This window comes from Yokenella regensburgei, assembly GCF_003634235.1.
Lineage (GTDB): Bacteria > Pseudomonadota > Gammaproteobacteria > Enterobacterales > Enterobacteriaceae > Yokenella > Yokenella regensburgei.
The window spans coordinates 246,023-265,556 of record NZ_RBIZ01000007.1 but is presented as its reverse complement, the minus strand read 5'-3'; the positions used below and the strand labels follow the sequence as shown (position 1 = coordinate 265,556).

The 19,534-nt window shown below is 55.0% G+C and carries 19 protein-coding genes; 10 read left to right on the top strand and 9 right to left on the bottom strand.

Annotation, left to right across the window (positions count from 1 at the left end; translation table 11 throughout):
• The first annotated feature begins 447 nt into the window (after positions 1-447).
• Positions 448-1,074 (top strand): fimbria biosynthesis transcriptional regulator FimZ, encoded by a 627-nt coding sequence (gene fimZ / locus C7387_RS21320; RefSeq protein WP_006818904.1) that lies wholly within the window; start codon positions 448-450, stop codon positions 1,072-1,074.
• A 51-nt stretch (positions 1,075-1,125) separates the two neighbouring features.
• Here the strand turns inward: fimZ and sfmF are convergent, their stop codons facing one another.
• The 6 genes from sfmF to fimA all read right to left on the bottom strand — a co-directional run bounded on the left by sfmF (position 1,126) and on the right by fimA (position 7,156).
• A complete protein-coding gene (gene sfmF / locus C7387_RS21315) occupies positions 1,126-1,647 on the bottom strand; it encodes a fimbria assembly protein (RefSeq protein WP_006818903.1) in 522 nt (173 codons plus the stop codon).
• Complete coding sequence (gene fimH, locus C7387_RS21310) at positions 1,640-2,647, bottom strand: type 1 fimbria D-mannose specific adhesin FimH (RefSeq protein ID WP_006818902.1); 1,008 nt, start codon at positions 2,645-2,647, stop codon at positions 1,640-1,642. The genes sfmF and fimH overlap by 8 nt, the downstream gene beginning before the upstream one ends.
• A gap of 4 nt (positions 2,648-2,651) precedes the next feature.
• Positions 2,652-5,234 carry a fimbrial biogenesis usher protein gene (locus C7387_RS21305; RefSeq protein WP_172635574.1) on the bottom strand — a complete coding sequence of 861 codons (2,583 nt, stop codon included), beginning with the start codon at positions 5,232-5,234 and terminating at the stop codon, positions 2,652-2,654.
• 15 nt (positions 5,235-5,249) lie between these two features.
• Positions 5,250-5,942 carry a type 1 fimbria chaperone FimC gene (gene fimC / locus C7387_RS21300; RefSeq protein WP_006818900.1) on the bottom strand — a complete coding sequence of 231 codons (693 nt, stop codon included), beginning with the start codon at positions 5,940-5,942 and terminating at the stop codon, positions 5,250-5,252.
• Positions 5,943-5,986: 44 nt separating this feature from the next.
• The gene (gene fimI / locus C7387_RS21295; protein ID WP_006818899.1) at positions 5,987-6,532 is read right to left on the bottom strand and encodes a type 1 fimbrial protein subunit FimI; all 546 of its coding nucleotides are present in this window, start codon (positions 6,530-6,532) and stop codon (positions 5,987-5,989) included.
• A gap of 72 nt (positions 6,533-6,604) precedes the next feature.
• Complete coding sequence (gene fimA, locus C7387_RS21290; protein ID WP_038254439.1) at positions 6,605-7,156, bottom strand: type 1 fimbrial major subunit FimA; 552 nt, start codon at positions 7,154-7,156, stop codon at positions 6,605-6,607.
• Between the two features lie 486 nt (positions 7,157-7,642).
• On the opposite strand from fimA, the gene folD reads away from it, so the two are divergent.
• From folD to malI, 4 genes are all read left to right on the top strand, one after another.
• A complete protein-coding gene (gene folD, locus C7387_RS21285) occupies positions 7,643-8,509 on the top strand; it encodes a bifunctional methylenetetrahydrofolate dehydrogenase/methenyltetrahydrofolate cyclohydrolase FolD (protein WP_038254436.1) in 867 nt (288 codons plus the stop codon).
• A gap of 1 nt (position 8,510) precedes the next feature.
• Positions 8,511-8,723, top strand: a complete 213-nt coding sequence (gene ybcJ, locus C7387_RS21280) for a ribosome-associated protein YbcJ (protein ID WP_120817435.1) — start codon at positions 8,511-8,513, stop codon at positions 8,721-8,723.
• 225 nt (positions 8,724-8,948) lie between these two features.
• Positions 8,949-10,448 carry a PTS transporter subunit EIIC gene (locus C7387_RS21275; protein ID WP_038254434.1) on the top strand — a complete coding sequence of 500 codons (1,500 nt, stop codon included), beginning with the start codon at positions 8,949-8,951 and terminating at the stop codon, positions 10,446-10,448.
• Between the two features lie 81 nt (positions 10,449-10,529).
• Entirely contained in the window at positions 10,530-11,546 is a 1,017-nt protein-coding gene (gene malI, locus C7387_RS21270) for a Mal regulon transcriptional regulator MalI (RefSeq protein ID WP_038254432.1), read from the top strand.
• Between the two features lie 188 nt (positions 11,547-11,734).
• Here the strand turns inward: malI and cysS are convergent, their stop codons facing one another.
• Positions 11,735-13,120, bottom strand: coding sequence for a cysteine--tRNA ligase (cysS, locus tag C7387_RS21265; RefSeq protein ID WP_120817434.1), 1,386 nt, complete (start codon positions 13,118-13,120; stop codon positions 11,735-11,737).
• A gap of 172 nt (positions 13,121-13,292) precedes the next feature.
• Here cysS and ppiB point away from each other — a divergent pair, with 172 nt between their 5' ends.
• From ppiB to mnmH, 5 genes are all read left to right on the top strand, one after another.
• Positions 13,293-13,787: a peptidylprolyl isomerase B gene (gene ppiB / locus C7387_RS21260; RefSeq protein ID WP_006818890.1), complete on the top strand. Its 495-nt coding sequence runs from the start codon at positions 13,293-13,295 to the stop codon at positions 13,785-13,787.
• Between the two features lie 3 nt (positions 13,788-13,790).
• The gene (lpxH, locus tag C7387_RS21255) at positions 13,791-14,513 is read left to right on the top strand and encodes a UDP-2,3-diacylglucosamine diphosphatase (RefSeq protein WP_120817433.1); all 723 of its coding nucleotides are present in this window, start codon (positions 13,791-13,793) and stop codon (positions 14,511-14,513) included.
• Positions 14,514-14,634: 121 nt separating this feature from the next.
• Entirely contained in the window at positions 14,635-15,144 is a 510-nt protein-coding gene (gene purE, locus C7387_RS21250) for a 5-(carboxyamino)imidazole ribonucleotide mutase (protein ID WP_006818888.1), read from the top strand.
• The gene (purK, locus tag C7387_RS21245; RefSeq protein WP_006818887.1) at positions 15,141-16,208 is read left to right on the top strand and encodes a 5-(carboxyamino)imidazole ribonucleotide synthase; all 1,068 of its coding nucleotides are present in this window, start codon (positions 15,141-15,143) and stop codon (positions 16,206-16,208) included. Before purE ends, purK begins: the two co-directional genes overlap by 4 nt.
• A gap of 95 nt (positions 16,209-16,303) precedes the next feature.
• The gene (gene mnmH / locus C7387_RS21240) at positions 16,304-17,386 is read left to right on the top strand and encodes a tRNA 2-selenouridine(34) synthase MnmH (RefSeq protein ID WP_120817432.1); all 1,083 of its coding nucleotides are present in this window, start codon (positions 16,304-16,306) and stop codon (positions 17,384-17,386) included.
• Between the two features lie 28 nt (positions 17,387-17,414).
• On the opposite strand, the gene C7387_RS21235 is transcribed toward mnmH, so the two are convergent.
• Positions 17,415-18,560, bottom strand: a complete 1,146-nt coding sequence (locus C7387_RS21235; RefSeq protein WP_120817431.1) for a porin — start codon at positions 18,558-18,560, stop codon at positions 17,415-17,417.
• A 259-nt stretch (positions 18,561-18,819) separates the two neighbouring features.
• Positions 18,820-19,260: a hypothetical protein gene (locus tag C7387_RS21230; protein WP_006818884.1), complete on the bottom strand. Its 441-nt coding sequence runs from the start codon at positions 19,258-19,260 to the stop codon at positions 18,820-18,822.
• Positions 19,261-19,534 lie beyond the last annotated feature (274 nt).

The following is a 19,534-nucleotide window of genomic DNA, read 5'->3' as shown; positions in this document are numbered from 1 at the left end:
TTCGTGCGACTAAACATTCAGAAATCATTTTAACAACACCACAACATCCAGCCATAAATGTTGTTTTTATTTAATTTTAAATTCATAAACTTCACGACAAAAAGAAAAATTAGCCTATTTGCCCAAAACGCAAATCATTGGCACTTGCCATCAGAACATCCTAATTCGTAAAGTTTTTTCTCCCTTTCTCAGGCTTTTCCAGGAAAAGTTACGGGGTATAATCGGCCCTGTCAGGATACGACAAAATAATATTGAGCATGATTACCTGTTCTTTATCAGAATAAAAAATAATCTTTGAACTAGCCATAAAAACGAAAACAGGGACGCTTTTGCAATTTCCATGGAGACATACTTCGGTATCAGGATTTCTTGATTTTATCCTTCCAGCTAGCGGTGGATCCGTAAAGGATTCGGCACGACTGTTCTAACAATCTGAGGAATAGAGAAATGAAACCGGCTTCCGTAATCATTATGGACGAACAGCCCATCGTCAGAATGTCGATAGAAGTATTACTACACAAAAATAAAGATATCCAGGTGGCATTAAAAACGGATGATAGTCGTGAAGTACTTGATTACATACGTAATAAACCAACCGACCTGGTGATACTCGACATTGAGTTACCGGGCACAGATGGATTCGCCTTACTCAAGAGAATCAAAGAGATAAACAAGAAAACCAAAGTGCTTTTTCTGTCGTCTAAGTCAGAATCATTTTACGCCGGGCGTGCCATTCGCGCCGGGGCCAATGGTTTTGTCAGCAAAAGAAAGGATCACAATGATATTTATAAAGCGGTGGAGATGCTGCTGGCGGGATATTCATTCTTCCCCTCAGCTTCACTCAGCATGATCAACCATTCACGCTATGGTGATATCCCGGAACTGCCGCTTTCAAACCGTGAAGTGACGGTACTGCGCTATCTGGCGAATGGTCTGACAAATAAAGAGATTGCGGAACAACTATTACTGAGCAACAAAACAATCAGTGCGCACAAATCAAATATTTTCAGCAAGCTTGGCGTTCATACCATTGTTGAGTTGATTGATTATGCAAAAGCTCACGAACTGCTGTAATTAAAATAAACTCCCGACGGATAAATAGTTCGGGAGTTTATTATCACCTTATCAATTATAATTGATCATAAATGTCGCATCGGCATCAGCCACACCTGGCTGCGGATCTTCAGCCGTCGCGATGTAGTTGGCAAAAAACTGCAGCGTCACATTCCCCTGCGCGTCTACCACAACCTCCTGGCTTGCCTGGTCCAGCGGCAGTCGGCTGCGATCTTTATCGCGTATCTCCACCGCCACATTGCTCGCCTGACTATTGCCATTCAGGGCCAGCAGCGTGCTGTCTTTCGGATCTGGCTTGCCGGAGAACGTAATTGAGGCCGATCCCGGCGGGCAGCCGGTCAGCTTAAGGCTAAACGGCACCTGCGAAGTCGTACTGCCCGTTGGCCGCAGCTGCTTCGTCGCCCAGGTGCCGAGTGGCACCGTTTTGTCGCTGTCGCCCGCTTCTGCCACGCAGGTGAAATCCACCACGTTGCCCCGCAGTTCGATGTTAATCTCCCCAAGCGGCGTCTCAGCCTGCACGACGCCTGCGCTCAACAACCAACATCCGGCAAACCATGCAAAACGGTTAGTCATAATCGACACGCAGATACCCCCTTGAGACAAACGGCCCTTCGCTCGGCTTATTCCCGGTGACGCTGATAGGCCAGGCACGGATAAGCACCTGCGCCTGCGCGTTGTCATCAAGACGGAACGGGATTTTGCTGCCAATGTTGTTTGGCGTCAGCGGGGTACCGCTGCTGTCCGCGACAATAAATCCGAGGTCCGGATTATCCGAAACCATCGCGTTGCCGCTCGCTTTTTCTGCCTCGATACGCATCGACAGGTAGGCCTGCGACTCCACGTTGGTACATTTGATACCAATAGTTTTTTGCTGGATAGCCACTCCTTTCGGGCGGTTACCAGCCCCGGCCTGGCTGAACAGCGACGCGCCGATGTCGCCAAAATCAAACTCCACCAGCGTACCGGCGTTAATCGCGCAGTTCTGCGGTACGTTGATGGTGCCGCTATAGCTGATGGTATAGACCGGCGTCGTCAACGGATCGCCGTTGGTCGTGGTCACATAAACGCGGAACATCGTCTGCCGGGGGATCACCACCATGTTGATGAAGCGCCGCGTTACCTTCAGGCGAAACACCAGCTTCGAATCATTTACCGGGAAGGGTTGGTTCTTGGCTACGTTGGGGTGGCTCCCCATCTGGATGTAATTCTCTGGTGGATAGAAAACTCCGGCATAGCTATCGGTGATTTGCATCGCACCGTTCAGATAATCATTGAGCTTCAGGTACTTAAACTGTCCTTCCACGCTCTGAATAGGGAAGTCGGTCACGTAGCTGCGCTTGGTGGTGGTCCCGCTGGTGCCTTTCGGGCATGTCGCGTTCACCCCAACCCATCCCGATTTTTCGCTCAGCGTGACTATCTGGCCGACCTGGTTGTTGGCGCTGGTAAACTTATCGGTGAGGTCGTAATAGATATCGCTGGCGACCCCGGTAGAGTTGGCACAGACCGTTGCCAGCGCCCGCCCCGTGGGCAGCAGCGCCAGCAGCAGCACCGCAATGGCATATTTTTTCGACATAACATTACCTGTCACAACGCACCTCCGTAAGCGTAATGGCCTGTTGCAGGCTCTTTTCGGGCAGGCTGTACGATGCACGGCATTGCGAGTTTGCGCCTTCTCCCCACTGAATTAACAGTTCACCGCTAAGCGGCAAACCACTTAAGTAAATCTGCCCGTCATCGCCGACCATGCTGGTCACCCCCCGGCTGGTCTCGCGCACGATGGCACCAAACGGTACCGGCTGATTACCACGACGCGCGGTAATCAACGCACGAACCCCGATGCGGGTATCAAACGCGGCGCGTACTACCGCCCCTTCCGTCGGCACGACGTTGCTGACGTTGTTTTCGATATCGGTGTTGTTACTCATCGAGTTGGTATCGAGCGCCACGCGGTTGTAGCGATATACCGTGGCATACGGCATTACCGCGTATCCGCGCCAGTCGGTTTTTACCCCGGTCTGGTTTTCAACGCTGACGCCAGAGGCGCCCGGCGCTTTGATCAGCACGTTGGTATCGCCCAGCGGCTGGCTGAACGTCACCCCGTCGGCGTGGCCAAGCACCCCGCCCGAAAGCTGCCAGTTAAGGTCATGCTGGTCGCGGTCGTAGTTGTAGCCCATGCCCAACGTGCCGTAGGTGGCCTGCCAGTTGGCGCTGGCGCTGCCGGTGTAACCGTTCGAACTGGAGTGCCCCTGCGTCACGCTGTAGCTCAGGTTACGCCCTTCCAGCAGCGTCCCGCTGACGCCGCTCTGCCAGCTGTTCTGCCCATTGCTGTTGCGGTTGGCAGATACCGTGGCATAGGCACGGTCGAATGCGGTATCGCGGCGGTAGCCGTGGCCGCTGAACAGGCTGAACGGAATAGACAGGTTGAAGGTGGCAATGCGGTCGGTTCCCGGGATCCCCACCGACTGGTTCCACGACCAGGCGAGCGAGTAGCTGATTCCCTGCCAGCCGCCGGAATAGCCCAGCTGATACCAGGTGTTGGTATCGCTGGTTCCCCAGTAACTCTGCTGGCTGCCGGAAACGTACACGGAGCCATAGTCACCGAGAGACTGCGAGATGTTGACCTGAAAACGCCCGCGTTTGTTCATCGTCAGGTTGTGATAACTGATAATGTCCGGCACGCCGTCCTTGTCTTTATTCTTATCGTCATACTGGTAGCCGCTCATCGTTTTCCACGTGGTGTCGTCGAGGGTGAAGAACCCTTCCGTGGAATAGCGGTAGCCGAGCAGCTGGAAGTTGGTGCCATAGCGGTTCAGTGATTTCGCATACAGGAAGCGCAGCGACTGCCCTTCGTGGGTACTGTCATCCACCAGCGTGCTGCGCGCGTGGGTCAGATCGAGCGATATCGCCCCCCAGTCACCGAGGTTTTTCCCGGCACCAATCGCCACCGCAGCGTAGTTTTCGGAGAGCTGTGAACCGCCGTACAGGGTATAACCGTCGTTCAGACCGGCAATCACCGTACCTTGCGCGAAAAAGGGCTTGTCCTGCTGATCGTTACCGGAGCGATAGTCCCCGGCGACCAGATCGTATTTGAATCGCCCTTCACGCTGCAGCAACGGCACCGTTGAGTACGGCACCGTATAGCGCTGCTGGCTGCCATCTTTCTCTTCGACGGTCACTTCAAGGTCACCGCTGGATGAGGTCGGGTTCAGGTCACTTATCGCAAAAGCGCCGCTCTGTACGTAGCTCTGGTAAATCACAAAGCCGTTCTGGCGGATAACTACCTTAGCCGGCGTCCGCGCAATCCCGCGCACCGTCGGCGCAAAGCCCTGCATGCTGTCGGGGTACATGCTGTCCGAGGAGTACATTCGTGCCCCGCGGAAACCTACGCTGTCGAACACATCGCTGCCGGTATTGCTGTCGCCGAGCACCAGCTCGCTTTTCAGCGGAATAATGGCGCGCTGCACCCAGGTGGCGACGTTGTTCCAGTTGTTCTGGTGCTGGCCGCTGCTGTTGGAGTAGTTCCAGGTACCGCTGTTACGCAGACGCCACGGGCCATAGTTCAGACCACTTTGCAGGCTCAGAAAATAGCTGTCGTCGTCGGTGCCCCGGTTACCGCTGAAGCTGTAGTTAAGTAGCGCCGCCGGGATCCCCTCATCCCACTCATCGGGAGGAATATAGCCACGAGCGCTGTTCTGCATTGCCACCTGCGGAATGCTGAAAGCAAGCTTCTGCGAGGCAAAATCGAAGGCGATTTCCGCCCCCGGAATAGCCGTGGTCAGCGGAATGCAGCTACCGTCCTGATACTTCGCCAATGCCGGAAACGCGGTGCTGTTGATACCCAAACGCTTAATCAGCGCCGGGTTCACACAGGGAGAAAGCCCTCCCGCCGCCGGGGCGGTATGTTCAGCAGGCTCAAATGCCATATCCTGGGTGCCGATGAACTCATCGTTACGCCAGATATCCACACGATAAACGCCCGCCGGCTGCTGATTGCCTTTTTCAAAACGCGACAAATCCGCCACGCTCGCAGCATCATCCGACAAAAATGCCGGGTTGAAATAGTTTTCAGCCCAGCCGTGTTGTGACCAGAATGCGCCGGCAAGCGCCAGCGTCATCACGCTAAGACGCGGTCGGTGAGGTGAGAGTGCACGTGTCATCATGAGCCAGCGCCGTCGTTATAAATTCACGTTACGGGCAGGGGTGATCGCCCCGTAATCATTCACGCTCTGCCAGCTCAGCTTGCCACCCGCACCGCCAGGGATCGCCACCTGACCGCTGCTTTTCGGTGCCACCATCAGGTTCTCGAGCTTTTTACCCGCCATCTGGATATTCACGAGCGTAATGTAGTACGGCGACGGGTTGGTCACGGTGAGCTGGCTGCCGCTACGGGCAAACTTCAGCTGATCGAGTGCGGCTTCGGGCTGGGAGGGTAAATTTGCCGGGCGCACAAACAGCTTAATGCGCGACAAAATGGCCAGCTGCAGCACGTTCTTACCGTTTGCGCTGTCTTTGTTAACCGACGGAATGGCCTTCACGTTCATCCAGAACAACGATTCGCGATCGGCTGGCAGCGCCTGTCCGGCGTAAATAATGCGCAGCGTGTTTTCGCTGTTGGGCTCACTGACAAACAGCGGCGGTGTGACAACAAAGGTTTTCTCTTTCTGACCGTTGTTGTTTTCAATCCAGGCGTTGATTAAATAGCGTTCCTGAGTATTACTGTTGGTGATGGATAACGAAGTTTGTTTTGCATCGGCAGGATAAATAACGCGGGTAGCGCCCAGCGCAATACCACCAGCCGCCTTTGCAGGCAGCGACATCATTAACAGTAAAAAAGTGAAAGCGATACCAGATTTGAACATCTTGTTCATGACTGCAATACCTTTATTTATTTCTGTTCGCGAATGCAATCGCTTCAGGGATATACCAGCGTAAACCAGACATCCGAATGAATATTCCCGGGAATAAGCGGCAATGAAATAACCCGATAACGCGCGCTGAAGTGCAGCGTCATTTCACTGCTGTTGATGGGCTCATAGTTCAGCGGTGGCGCATTCGGTTCAATGAGCTGCTGACGTTGATCAAATAATCCCAGGCCAAGCCCGCTGTCGCTCTGCGCACCGCCTACGCGGGTTGAGGCAACAAATACCTGCGGATCTTCTGCGGGCGTCAACCCCTGAAAGGCAACGCCGACCAGCCGCGAAACATCGGTATGACAATCCACCAGCCGGATACTGAAAGGCACCGTCACCGTCGAAAAATTGCCGACACCGGAAAATGAATTGGTACGATACTGGCCCATGTCGATACGCATATTCTCGCTTTCCGGCGAGACCGCGCAGGCACCATTCACCAGCTGTCCCCGCATATGCACGCTGCCGCCATCCACCACCACGCGGTGCGCGCTGGCAGGGATGGCTACGAGGCAAAACACCCCTATCCAACAAAACTTCCGTATCATTCCTGGTCCCCGGCGCTGGCTTTTAACGCGCCTCCTCCCTGAGGCCTGGCTCATCCTGAGTACGTGTAGGCCTTATTCGTATTTCATGACAAACGTGGCGTCAGCATTTGCCTGACCCGGTGCGGTGGTGTCGGCGGTTGCTTTATAACGCGCGCTGAAGTGCAGGGTGTTGGTACCCTGGATCAGGTTCTGCGCGGCAGAGAATACGGAACCGTTCGGTGTCAGGGTGCCTGAAGCGCTGTCGAGGATCTCGATACCTACGCCGCCTGCGGTAGAACCGTTATCACCGGAAGCGATCGCCAGCAGGGTTTTGTCCTGGGCATCGATCTGGCCGGTAAAGGCAACAGCGGCAGTGGCTGCAACGGTCGGATCACAGTCATTCAGCACGATGCTGAACGGGATCTTGGCAGAAGTATCACCGGTTTTGGTGAAGGTCGCGGTGCGGTACTGGCCCAGTTCAACAGTCTGGTTAGAAGATGCAGTGCTTACCGCACAAGCTGCGTTCACCAGCTCACCTTTGAAATGAACGGTGCCGCCGTTTACAGAAACTGCATCCGCATTTGCCGCTGTTGCGACCAGGCCTAAAGTTGCCACCAGAGAAGCAGCAATAGTCTTTAATTTCATGTTTATTCCTTGAATTGAAAAACGCACATCCGTCGCGTGCATCCTGTACGCTCCGTGTGATTTACCGATGACATTCGCATGTCAGGAAGTAATAACCCCGGCATCCCGCAGAGATATTTTTTATTCGCGTCAGGTCACGCCAATAGCAATAAAAAATAATATTAATTATTGTATTTGGCCGAACTGGAATAATGCCCCTGGCACAGCGTTTAAATTAACGCAATGCGCTAATACAAAATACGTATAAAGACTTTGTTTTGGTTAAGTCACGTCTTAAAGAAGAATAAGAAAAGCCTCACCACGGATGTGGAAACAGAATCACCAGCGCCTCGCTGCTGAATGGTTAAGGCGCTACAGGCAAAGCCAGGCGGGGCCAGGAGAGGACAGAAAGGATAAAAACGCAAACGGAGACTGACAGCAGCCCCGGCTTCTGACAAAATATGTACATCCCCCTTTTCTTGAATGACAGACGGAATCTTCTCTCTGATGGCAGCAAAGATTATTGACGGTAAAACGATTGCGCAGCAGGTGCGCTCTGAGGTTGCGGAAAAAGTGAAGGCCCGCGTAGCGGCCGGAAAGCGCGCCCCAGGACTGGCCGTTGTGCTGGTCGGCAGCAACCCTGCGTCGCAAATTTATGTCGGCAGCAAGCGCAAAGCGTGTGAAGAGGTCGGTTTCGTCTCCCGCTCTTACGATCTGCCGGAAACCACGTCCGAAGCGGAACTGCTGGAACTTATCGACACCCTGAACCACGACAGCACCATCGACGGAATTCTGGTTCAGCTCCCACTGCCTGCGGGTATCGACAACGTGAAGGTGCTGGAGCGTATCGCGCCGGATAAAGACGTTGACGGCTTCCATCCGTACAACGTTGGTCGTCTGTGCCAGCGCGCTCCGCGTCTGCGTCCGTGCACGCCGCGCGGTATCGTGACGCTGCTTGAGCGCTACAACATCGACACCTACGGTCTGAACGCGGTCATCATTGGCGCCTCTAACATCGTCGGTCGCCCGATGAGCATGGAGCTGCTGCTCGCCGGTTGCACCACCACCGTCACCCACCGCTTCACCAAAAATCTGCGCCACCACGTAGAGAACGCTGATCTGCTGGTCGTGGCCGTCGGTAAACCGGGCTTTATTCCGGGCGAGTGGATCAAAGAAGGCGCTATCGTGGTCGATGTCGGGATTAACCGCCTCGACAGCGGCAAAGTGGTTGGCGACGTCATTTTCGACGACGCTGCCGCCCGCGCTTCTTACATCACCCCGGTTCCGGGCGGCGTGGGTCCGATGACCGTTGCCACCCTGATTCAGAACACCCTGCAGGCATGCGAAGAGTATCACGACACGGAGAAGGCATAAGATGGCCACTTTTTCACTGGGTAAACACCCGCACGTAGAGCTGTGCGATTTGCTGAAGCTGGAAGGCTGGAGCGAAAGCGGCGCACAGGCAAAAATCTTCATCGCTGACGGTCTGGTAAGCGTTGACGGTACGGTAGAAACCCGCAAACGCTGCAAAATCGTTGCCGGTCAGACGGTGACCTTTAACGGCCACAGCATCACCATCGTCGCCTGATATCCCCCAACCCTCTCCGCCTGGAGAGGGTTATCCCTACAGCCATAACGGTTAATTCTCGATCAACCTCAAAGAATCACAAACTCATCTGCCCTGAATGTGAAATTTTAGTTGCGGCCAAAATCGCTTTATTTCACGATAAGTAGAACGTTCTACTAGAACGTTCTACTTACAACAACAATGCGTATTTAGCGCATATCGGGGTCTCCACTCGGGGGAATCAGTATGAGTCTGTTCTCAGGTTTTGTTAAATCATTGTCAAAATTATCGATGATTGGTCGCGCGCTGATGCTGCCAATCTCACTGCTGCCGGCGGCGGGTCTGCTGCTGGCGTTCGGCGACAAGTTCCATCTGCCGCTGATGATGAACGCCGGCGGGGTCATCTTCGACAACCTGCCGATGCTGTTCGCCATCGGTTCAGCGGTGGGTCTGGCGTCGGAATCCGGTATCGCGGCGCTTTCGGCAGCGGTGTCGGTGTTCGTCACCAATATCACCATCAGCACCGTGCTCGGGATAACGCCGGAGATGGCCTCTCAGGGCGGAAAATACGCCATGGTGGTGGGTATTCCAACCTTGCAGATGGGCGTGTTTGGTGGGCTTATCTGCGGGATCCTCGCCGCGTGGTGCTATAACCGCTTCCATGCCATGCAGCTGCCGGAGTTCCTCGGTTTCTTCTCCGGTAAACGTTTTGTCGCTATTGCCACGGCTATGCTGTCGTTCATCATGGGCCTGCTGTTGCCTTATGTCTGGCAGCATATTCAGGCCGGTATCGATGCGCTTTCTGTCGTAGTCAACGGGGATAACCAGGCGGCTTCCACCTTTATTTTCGGCCTGGTGGAGCGTGCGCTTATCCCGCTCGGCCTGCATCATATCTGGTATCCGTCGTTCTGGTACTCCTTCGGTGACTACACCACTCAGGCAGGCCAGGTTATCCACGGCGATCAGACTATCTGGTTCAAAATGCTGGAAGAAGGCGTGAAATCCTTCAGCAGCGATACCTACCAGAATGCCGGTAAGTTTATGCAGGGTGAATTCCCGCTGATGCTGTTCGCCCTTCCGGCGGCGTGTCTGGCGATGTATCACGAAGCCCACAGCAAAAACAAAAAGATTGCCGCCGGTATTCTGTTCTCCGCGGCGCTGACCTGCTTTTTAACCGGGATAACCGAGCCGGTGGAGTTTACCTTCATCTTCGTGGCCCCGATCCTCTACGTCTTTAACGCCATCATGGCCGGCCTGGCGTACATGACCATGTACCTGCTGCATGCGCATATCGCCAAGTCGTTCTCTGCCGGGTTCATCGATTACCTGTCGTTCGGGATCCTGCCGTCGTTCAACGGCTATCAGACCAACTTCCTTAGCGCGGTGATCATCGGGATCCCGATGGCGCTTATCTACTACTTCACCTTCCGCTATGTGATCCGCCGCTTCGACGTGAAAACGCCGGGCCGTACCGACGTGACCACCACCGCCGAAGGGAAAACCGACACCGAAATCGCCACGGAAATTATTGGCCTGCTGGGCGGTGCGAAGAATATCGACTCCGTTGGCTCCTGCATTACCCGCCTGCGTCTTGAGGTGGCGAAGGGAGATATGGTCGATAAAGACGGGCTGAACGCCGTTGGCGCACGCGGCGTCGTCTTTGTCGGTGACAAGGGAATTCAGGTGATATTTGGTGCGCGTGCACAATTTATCGCACAAACCATGTCGACAATGATCGGTAAATAGTCAGAATAGGCTTAACGTCTCCTGCTACGGTGGGAGACGTCAATTATCTGACTGATAGTGGGACGTTTTCAGGGAGCAGATTTGAAGAAAGTCAGCATTATTGATGTGGCGAAGCAGGCGGGCGTTTCGGTTTCCACGGTCTCTCTGGTGCTTCGCCAGAAAGGGAAGATTTCAGACGCCACTATCGAAAAAGTGCACGCGGCGATAAACACACTCGGCTACGTGCATAACGTGGCGGCCGCCAACCTGCGCGCCAATACTTCCAATCTGATTGGCCTTATCCTGCGCGATTTCAGCGACAGCTTTTCTATCAAGGTGATGGCGAGCGTGGTTCAGGAGCTGGAGAAGCAGGGCTATATGGTGTTTCTCGGCCAACCGCTAAACGAAGATGAACATCTCGAGCGCTGCCTGCTGTCGTTCAAACAGCAGGGCGTGGCGGGCGTGATTTATCTGGCTTCCGATGCCACTACCACCCACCTGCCGGAAAAAATACGCCACTGTCCGCTGCCGCTGGTCGTGATATCGCAATCGCTGATGGAGGAGAACTGCCATCTGGTAATGCGCGATAACCGCCAGGCCGCAAGCCTTGCGACCCGTTATCTGATTGAGCGCGGGCATCGCAGCATCGCCTACATCGGCGGGCGAGAGAATGACGTTATTCGCCAGCAGCGTCTGCTGGGCTTTCACAGCGCACTCAGCCAGTACGGCCTCGTCTGGCGCGATGAATCTACCCCGGCCTGCAGCGACGACACCCACGCGGCAAGCATCGCCACCCGGCAACTGCTGGAGAAAAACAACACCATCACCGCCCTGCTCTGCCACTCGCCGGACGCGATGATAGGCAGCATTACCGGCATTCATCAGGTAGGCCGCACCGTCGGGAAAGACGTGTTCCTCACCCAGCAGGTGGCGCTGATTGGCTTTGAAGATATGCTGCATGTGAATCTGACTTCACCGTCGTTTACCTACGTATCATCCGCCAGCGAAGAGACCGGACGTCAGGCGGCGTCGTTGATGATTCGTAAGCTGAAGGAGCCGGAGTTACAGATGCAGAAGATTACACTATCGGGACAATTAATGGTGCGGGAGTCAGCTTAAGGGCATTTTCCCTCACCCCGGCCCTCTCCCACGGGGAGAGGGAGAAAACCAGGCCCCTTCTCCCTTGAGAGCGAACCAGACAAAGAGAAATGAGCGGCCCCTTCTCCCTTGAGAGCGAATCAGGCAAAGAGAAATGAGCGGTCCCCTCTCCCTTGAGGGAGAGGGTTAGGGTGAGGGTGAAGTAAGACTTACTTACGGCGCCAGGTCGTTCCCTGCGGGCCATCTTCCAGCACGATCCCCATCTCGTTGAGACGGTCGCGCGCGGCGTCGGCTGCTGCCCAGTCTTTCGCTTTACGCGCGTCGAGGCGCTGCTGGATAAGCTGCTCAATTTCTGCCACTTCGCCGCCATCTGCCTGCGCACCGCCCTGCAGGAAGGCTTCCGGATCCTGCTCCAGCAAACCAATCACGCCCGCGAGCTTGCGCAGATGAGAAGCCATTGCGCTTGCCGCATCGGCATCTTCGGTTTTCAGACGGTTGACTTCACGCGCCATGTCGAACAGCACCGAGTAGGCTTCCGGCGTATTGAAGTCGTCGTTCATCGCTTCGATAAAGCGAGCTTCGAAGGCTTCACCACCGGCCGCCGCCGCTGAGGCATCGGTACCGCGCAGCGCGGTATACAGACGTTCCAGCGCCGAACGCGCCTGCTTCAGGTTCTCTTCGCTGTAGTTCAGCTGGCTGCGGTAGTGACCCGACATCAGGAAGTAGCGAATCGTCTCGGCATCGTAAAACTTCAGCACGTCGCGCACGGTAAAGAAGTTGCCCAGAGATTTAGACATTTTCTCGCGGTCAACCATCACCATCCCGGAGTGCATCCAGGTGTTAACGTACTCGCCGTCGTGGGCACAGGTGGACTGCGCGATTTCATTCTCGTGATGCGGGAACATCAGATCTGAACCGCCGCCGTGGATATCAAAGTGGCTGCCGAGCTGTTTGCAGTTCATTGCGGAACACTCGATGTGCCAGCCAGGACGACCTTCGCCCCACGGTGAAGCCCATGCCGGCTCGCCCGCTTTCGACATCTTCCACAGTACGAAGTCCATCGGGTTGCGTTTAACATCAACCACGTCCACGCGAGCACCGGCCTGCAGCTGATCCAGATCCTGACGAGAAAGCTCGCCGTAGGTAGGGTCAGAAGGCACGGAGAACATCACGTCACCGTTGTCTGCCACATAGGCATGACCGCGTTCGATAAGACGCTCGGTGATCTCAATGATTTCCGGGATGTGGTGCGTTGCGCGCGGCTCACTGTCCGGGCGCAGAATGTTCAGCGCATCGAAGTCTTTGTGCATTTCAATAATCATGCGATCGACCAGGCCGACAAAGTCTTCGCCGTTTTCGTTGGCGCGCTTGATGATTTTATCGTCGATATCGGTGATGTTACGCACGTACTTCAGCTTGTAGCCAAGGAAACGCAGGTAGCGCGCGACCACGTCAAACGCCACGAAGGTACGGCCATGGCCGATATGACACAGATCGTAAACGGTAATTCCACACACGTACATGCCGACAACCCCAGCATGAATAGGCTTAAATTCCTCTTTTTGGCGAGTCATGGTGTTGAAGATTTTTAGCATCGAAGATTCCATATATCCGTGTGTGTACGAGAACCGCATATTCTACCCGTAATTCAAACCCGAAGCAGCACACAATGCAAGGTGATCCATGCCCGCGCTTATGCTATAACAGGCGCCTATATGTGACCCGCTGACGGGTTTTCGCACCACTATAACGGAACAGGATGCAAAAATGGTTACTTTCCACACTAATCATGGCGATATCGTAATCAAAACCTTTGATGACAAAGCGCCTGAAACAGTTAAAAACTTCCTGGACTACTGCCGCGAAGGTTTCTATAACAACACCATCTTCCACCGTGTTATCAACGGTTTCATGATCCAGGGCGGCGGTTTCGAGCCGGGCATGAATCAGAAAGCCACCAAAGAAGCCATCAAAAACGAAGCCAACAACGGTCTGAAAAACACCCGTGGTACTCTGGCAATGGCGCGTACTCAGGCTCCGCACTCTGCAACCGCTCAGTTCTTCATCAACGTGGTTGACAACGACTTCCTGAACTTCTCTGGCGAAAGCCTGCAGGGCTGGGGCTACTGCGTATTTGCTGAAGTGGTAGAAGGTCTGGACGTGGTAGACAAAATCAAAGCGGTTTCTACCGGCCGCAGCGGCATGCATCAGGATGTGCCGAAAGAAGACGTTATCATTGAAAGCGTGACCGTCAGCGAGTAATTCGTGGCGACACTCTTTATCGCAGATTTGCATCTGCAAACAGAAGAACCGGCGATCACCGCCGGTTTTCTGCGTTTTTTACAGGGTGAAGCCCGCAAGGCTGACGCGCTGTACATTTTAGGCGATCTGTTCGAAGCCTGGATTGGCGACGACGACCCTAATCCGCTGCATCGCGAGATGGCGGCGGCCATCAAAGCGCTGGTAGATTCCGGTGTCCCCTGCTTCTTTATCCACGGCAACCGCGATTTTCTCCTCGGTAAACGTTTCGCCCGCGAGAGCGGCATGACGCTGCTGCCGGAAGAGAAAGTGCTGAGCCTCTACGGCCGCGACGTGCTGATTATGCACGGCGATACGCTCTGCACCGACGACGCGGGCTATCAGGCGTTTCGCCAGAAAGTGCACACCCCGTGGATCCAGACGCTGTTCCTCGCCCTGCCGCTGTTTATCCGCAACCGCATTGCCGCCCGTATGCGCGCCGGCAGCAAAGCCGCTAACAGCAGCAAATCGCTCAGCATCATGGACGTGAACCCGCAGGCGGTGGTTGAGGTGATGGGAAAACATCAGGTGCAGTGGCTGATTCACGGCCATACCCATCGCCCGGACGTACATGAACTGACCGCCAACGGCAAGCCTGCGCATCGCGTGGTGCTCGGCGCCTGGCACAGCGAAGGCTCGATGGTGAAAGTTACCGCCGATGCCGTAGAGCTTATTACCTTCCCATTCTGAACTTAGTCAAAAAAATTCAGTGTGAAGCGCAAGTGCGCAAACGTTTTCCTTGCCGGAATTCCGTGCTATTCTCTGTGCCCTCGAATGCAGCGTGTTCCGCACCACAGGAGTTTTAAGACGCATGTCTTCCCGCAATAATCCGGCGCGAGTCGCCATCGTGATGGGGTCCAAAAGCGACTGGGCTACCATGCAGTTTGCCGCCGAAATCTTCGATATCCTGAAAGTTCCTCACCACATCGAAGTGGTCTCCGCCCACCGTACACCAGATAAGCTGTTCAGCTTCGCCGAAAGCGCGGAAGAGAACGGTTATCAGGTGATCATTGCGGGTGCCGGTGGTGCCGCACATCTGCCGGGAATGATTGCCGCGAAAACGCTGGTGCCGGTACTGGGCGTTCCGGTACAAAGCGCTGCCCTGAGCGGCGTGGACAGCCTCTACTCTATCGTGCAGATGCCGCGCGGTATTCCGGTGGGTACGCTGGCGATTGGTAAAGCCGGTGCCGCTAACGCCGCGCTGCTGGCCGCACAAATCCTCGCCACCCACGACCGCGAGCTGCACCAGCGGCTGGCCGAGTGGCGTAAAGCCCAAACGGATGAGGTGCTGGATAACCCGGATCCGCGGGGTGCGGCATGAAGCAGGTTTGTGTACTCGGCAACGGTCAACTGGGGCGTATGCTGCGCCAGGCGGGTGAACCGCTCGGTATCAGCGTCTGGCCGGTGGGCCTTGAGGCCGATCCGGAGGCCGTGCCGTTTCAGCAGAGCGTGATCACCGCTGAAATCGAACGCTGGCCGGAAACGGCGCTTACGCGTGAACTGGCGCGCCACCCGGCTTTCGTTAACCGCGATGTTTTCCCGATTATTGCCGATCGCCTGACGCAAAAATCCTTATTCGACAAACTTGGTCTGCCTACGGCACCGTGGCAGCTGCTTGCCGACCACAGCGAATGGCCCGCCGTGTTTGCCCGTCTGGGCGAGCTGGCCATCGTGAAGCGTCGCACCGGCGGCTACGACGGTCGCGGCCAGTGGCGGTTGCGCGCCAATGAAACCGCAGAGCTGCCAGAAGATGCCTACGGCGAGTGCATCGTTGAGCAGGGAATTAACTTCTCTGGCGAAGTGTCGCTGGTCGGCGCGCGCGGCCACGACGGCAGCACGGTGTTCTATCCGCTGACCCGTAACCTGCATCAGGACGGGATCCTGCGCGTCAGCGTCGCCTTCCCGCTCGCCAACGCCGAGCAGCAGGCGCAGGCGGAAGGCATGCTCAGCGCCATCATGAACGAGCTGAACTACGTTGGCGTGATGGCGATGGAGTGCTTCGTGACGCCATCCGGCCTGCTCATTAACGAGCTGGCTCCACGCGTACACAACAGCGGCCACTGGACGCAGAACGGCGCTTCTATCAGCCAGTTCGAACTGCACCTGCGCGGCGTCACCGGGCTGCCGCTGCCGCCGCCGGTGGTGAACAGCCCGTCGGTGATGGTGAACCTCATCGGCACCGACCTGAACTACGACTGGCTGAAGCTGCCGCTGGTGCACCTCCACTGGTACGATAAAACGGTGCATGCCGGGCGCAAAGTTGGCCACCTCAATCTTAATGACTGCGATACCCACCGTCTGAGCGCCACCCTGGAGGCGTTAGTCCCGCTGCTGCCAGCGGAATACGCCAGCGGCATTGCCTGGGCCCAGAGCCAGCTTATCTGACCTTTCCAGCCGGGGAGTCTTCCCCGGCCTGTTTCAAGCGCGTAGAATCCCCCGACTGCCGTAATGGCTTTTGTTTTCCGAAGAAGGATTTGCCCATGAACGATGGGACGGACTATCGCGCGATCCTGAGCGCCGATATCCCGCTTATTGACGTCCGCGCGCCGGTCGAATTCAATCAGGGCGCGATGCCCACCGCCGTTAACCTGCCGCTGATGAACGATGAAGAGCGCGCCGCCGTTGGCACCTGCTATAAGCGCAACGGGCCAGAAGCGGCCCTGCGGCTTGGCCACCAGTTAGTGAACGGCGAAACCCGCCAGCAGCGCCTTAACGCCTGGCGCGAAGCCTGCTCACGCGCGCCTCAGGGCTATTTGTGCTGTGCCCGCGGCGGGCAGCGTTCACACATTGTGCAGCAGTGGCTGAAAGAAGCGGGCGTGGATTATCCGCTGATCGCCGGGGGCTACAAGGCGCTGCGTCAGGCCGCTATCGAAGCCACCTCTGAGCTGGTCCGCCAGCCGATTGTGCTGGTTGGCGGCTGTACCGGCAACGGCAAAACCCAGCTGGTACGCGAGCAGGCGGACGGTATCGATCTTGAAGGGCTGGCGCATCATCGCGGCTCGTCGTTTGGCCGCACTCTGCAGGCGCAGCTGCCGCAGGCCAGTTTCGAAAACCATCTTGCCGTCGAACTACTGAAAAAAGCGAACACCCGCCACGACGTGCGTTGGGTGCTGGAAGATGAAGGCCACATGATTGGCGCCAACCATCTGCCGGAGTGCCTGCGCGAGCGGATGGCGCAGTCGCCCATTGCGGTGGTGGAAGATCCGTTTGAACTGCGGTTACAGCGGTTGCAGGAAGAGTATTTTGATCGCATGCACCACGATTTTACCGCCGCCTACGGCGAAGAGGCCGGGTGGCAGTCATACTGCGAATACCTGCACCACGGGCTGTACGCCATTCGCCGTCGCCTGGGGCTGCAGCGTTTCGCCGAGCTCACCGACCTGCTGGATTCAGCATTACATGCCCAGCGGCAAAGCGGCACGACCGATGCCCATTTCAGCTGGCTGGTGCCGCTGCTGAAAGAGTATTACGACCCGATGTACCGTTATCAGCTGGAGAAAAAGGCCAGCAAAATTGTCTTTCGCGGTAACTGGCAAGAAGTCACTGCCTGGCTGCAGAGATAAAAAAAGCGGGCCGTTGGCCCGCTTCTCATCAGAAGTCGTAACGCAGACGCACCAGGTTCATATCGCCCAGGTTGTCGGTGCTGGAGGTGAACACGTGTTCGTAATCCACACGGAAACCGTAATCCAGCTGGAAGCTGACCCCCACGCCGTTATCAATACGCTGGTAGCTACGACCATTCACGTACTGGATACGGTCGCCCATGAAGTACGGCTGAATGGATTTCACTGCATACTGACCAATCGGGAATTTATAGCCCGCGAAGTACTCAATCCCCCACGCATCACCGGCAAAGTAGTCATGCACTGAGGTCTTTTTGGTGGTCATGAAGTTCTGATACCAGCCGCCGCCTGCCGCGAAGGTCCAGTTGTCCGGAGTCCAGCTCAGCGCGGTGCCGAGGATGTTCTGGTCATAGGTTTTGCTGTCGTTGTTATCCGGGTTACGCATTTCCGCACGGGTATAGTTCCACGAGGTGCCCCAGGTCAGGTCTTTAGCAATGTGATAATCCACGCCCAGAGAACCACCGCCTTTACGCTTGTAGCGCAGGCCGTTGCCCGGCAGGTATTCGGAATCGCTAAACAGATAGGAGGCGTACAGATCAACGTCGCCGACCGTTTTCTTATACTTCAGCATATTACGGGAACGATAGGATCCATCATAATCGCCGTTGATGCCGTTACCCGGCGCCTGGGCAATCATGTCGTAATCCCAGATATCGGTTTTCGCGCCCACCACATCGTAATAGATGCTGTTTTGCTGGCCGAAGGTCAGAGTACCCCAGGTGTTGCTCTTCAGACCGGTATACAGCATACGGCGAGAGGTATCGTGCGCCCCTTCCGCATAGTGGTTATCCCAGTTGAACAGCGCCGGAATGTTAACCCCGAGCTCGTAATAGCTTATCCAGCTGATATCGTCGAACAGGTAGTAATCAGCGGCGAAGCGGAAACGAGTACCGCCGTCGAAACCGTTGCGCTTATAGGCGTTTTTACCGTCATCCCCGGTCATATTGTTGAATTGCGGACGAATGCTGCCGCCCACGGTAAAGTTCAGACGGCTCAGCGGATCGCCCGCCTGCGGATCCTGCTTCAGAACGGTGATTTCTGCCTGGCTTGCAAAAGATGTCAATGCCACTGCGGCGCCCACGGCTAACGCCAGGGTGCTTTTCATTATTTTCATTGAGAGTTTTCCTTGATGAATAGACTGCCAAATATTCAAGCCATGAATGTTAACGTTTATTAATGACCGCGTGTTGTCGGGTTTTTGATAAAATGTGCGGTTAAAAATCAAGGAGTTGACGTTTTGTGCGGCTAAAAAGACAAACCAGCAGAATAACTGTTCAATAAAAGCGCAGAGCGTTCATTAATGGATGATGAATTAACCTAAAACATTAAAGATGCCGGTTTGGGGTTCGGCATCTTTAATGCTCTCTCAGCGGCTAACTCGCACACTGAAACCTTGATTCTTTAAGATCACCGGCAATATAGCTAACAAGATCGTGAATAAATCCAGACAGAATCTTAAAGTCATGATGCTCAACATTATGAATTAAAAGCACTTTAACTAAAACATGACAATATTCGCATTGCAGTTCAGAATCGGCAAAAATCCATTCTTTATCACTACCCGCCATTAATTCCCCACTCCTCTCTATTCCATACGCCAGCCCCATCGATTCACCTAAAGCGGTCTGTAGCCTGGCGATATAGGCGATAAGGCAGCGTAGAAGAGGTTTCGCGCACTCCTGATGATGACAGTCTACTAAAATTTGCGATAAGAGCTCACAGCGTTCAATGAGATCAATAAAGTCGGGGTTTCCAATAGAAAGCTCGCTGTAAATTGCTGAATTATAAATATGGCTGATATTTTCTTCGTTCATATAACATTCTCATTACGGTTTGCTGGAATGTCTCCATAAACGCCACATTCTGGAGGCGGACTGAACAAGGTTGGCGTACCGACCCGTAATGAATATCGGTGCTTCGAAAGAAGCCCTCATCCAGCCCACCATCATTGCATTATACTCACAATGCAGAAAACAGTGTTGCATACGAATTACGGGTTTAGGACGCCAATCCAGGAGCCTGTTATTTCAGGTTCAAAGCGATCATATACCTGTAATTTAGTCCAACCACTCCTTTTTCCCAAATCTG